We start from the raw sequence: 1,717 nt of genomic DNA on the forward strand, positions 1-1,717 counted from the left end.
GTTCACGCAAAAAGCAAGAGTAAACGCGACGCGCCGAAAGTTTACAAGCCCCGGTCGATCTCATTGCTCGACGACGGTTTGTTCCGGCCTACGGTTGCGGAGGGCAGACTTGTGTATAAGACGATGCCTTAAGCCATCTCGTTATACAGAAGTGGCGCAGTAGGAGACGTTTGTCCGAAAGCGCATTGAGCAATGAACATGCGTGATGGGGGTTGTTAACGGCCTGAATTTCGCGTAATGAGATGGTCACCCCCTCCTCGCAGCGGAGTACGCTGCAGGAAATTTCTTCGCGGAGGTGTGCCATGGAAGACGTCACGCTGGTCGGCATTGATCTGGGTAAGCACGTATTTCACCTTCACGGCCAAAACAAGGCCGGAAAGGCAGTGTTTCGCAAGAAGGTAAGCCGCAAGCAACTGGTCGAGTTCTTCGCCACGTTGCAGGCCTGCACGGTGGTCATGGAAGCCTGCGCCGGCGCTCATCACATGGCCCGCAAACTCGCAACCTTCGGGCACCAGGTCAAGCTCATCTCGCCGCAATTCGTACGGCCCTTCGTCAAGGGTAACAAGAACGACTTCGTTGATGCCGAGGCGATCTGCGAGGCGGCATCGCGCCCGTCCATGCGGTTCGTCACGCCGAAGACCGAATCCCAGCAAACCTTGTCGGCTTTGCACCGCGTCCGCGAATCCCTCATGCACGATCGGGTGCGCGCGACCAACCAGATTCACGGGCTTCTGCTTGAGTTCGGTGTCAGCCTGCCAAAGGGCGAGGCTGCCATCAAGCGCCTGGCTACCGTGTTGGCCGAGCATCTACTCCCGCCGCGCCTGATCGCGGTCCTGGAGCGGCTGCACGCGCACATCAAATACCTCAACGAGGAACTTGACGAGATTAACGAGGAGCTGGCGCGACAACTCGCCGACGACGATCTCGGCCAGCGCCTACTTACGATTCCCGGCGTCGGTCCGGTCACGGCGAGCGTGCTCACAGCGGAGATGGGCGACGGAAAGCAGTACGGATGCAGCCGGGACTTCGCCGCCTCGCTCGGGCTGGTGCCACGTCAATACAGCACCGGCGGCAAGTCCAACCTGCTCGGTATCAGCAAGCGCGGCGACAAACATCTTCGATGGCTGCTCGTCCAATGTGCGCGGGCCGTCATGCGTCGGCTGGATAGACAGTGCGGCCCAATGGCCGACTGGGTGCGCTCAATGCTGACGCGACGGCACCCGAATGTCGTGGCGTGTGCGCTTGCCAACAAGCTGGCGCGAGTCGCCTGGGCGCTCGCCACCCGCAATACGACCTTCAAAGCCAGACCGACTGTTATGTCGGCCTGATCGCCTCCACCACTCCCTGGAGTTTCACCCAACTCAACTCATCTGGTTTTGCGACTGCTGATATGTGATGACGTGAACGGCACACCGGCCTGACAGACATCCTGGAGAGTAAACCAGCTCCTGAAGCTGCTCGCGTTATCAGGGCTGTCAGGCGCGATTCTCATCGTGGCGCGAGGAGCGATCCTCAACATGACGCCGGATAGATTTAGGCAAACCAATCACCGATCAACGTCGGGGTTGCAAAAACGGGGGTGACCATAGATTTACTCTCGACTTTTCGAATGCAGATTCGTAATGAGCCGGGAGCGTGGGTGGACGAGGAATTTGAAACATTGGATCTTGGTGACCCGCGGCGGGACCGTCGGGCGAAGGAATTGCTGAAGCGGTTT

General features: G+C 58.9%; 2 protein-coding genes. Both read left to right on the top strand.

The genetic code is table 11. The annotated features are described in order from the left end of the window. Positions 1-302 precede the first annotated feature (302 nt). Positions 303-1,328, top strand: a complete 1,026-nt coding sequence (locus F6X37_RS35645) for an IS110 family transposase (RefSeq protein WP_187614655.1) — start codon at positions 303-305, stop codon at positions 1,326-1,328. Between the two features lie 281 nt (positions 1,329-1,609). Then, positions 1,610-1,717 (top strand): transposase DNA-binding-containing protein (locus F6X37_RS35650; protein WP_222945044.1); only part of this gene is annotated, 108 nt, incomplete at its 3' end.

The sequence above is a fragment of the Paraburkholderia sp. 31.1 genome (assembly GCF_014397645.1).
Lineage (GTDB): Bacteria > Pseudomonadota > Gammaproteobacteria > Burkholderiales > Burkholderiaceae > Paraburkholderia > Paraburkholderia tuberum.

Excerpts from the sequence above, each read along its gene's own strand:
- F6X37_RS35645 (WP_187614655.1), top strand. The coding sequence starts at position 303 with ATGGAAGACGTCACGCTGGTCGGCATTGATCTGGGTAAGCACGTATTT.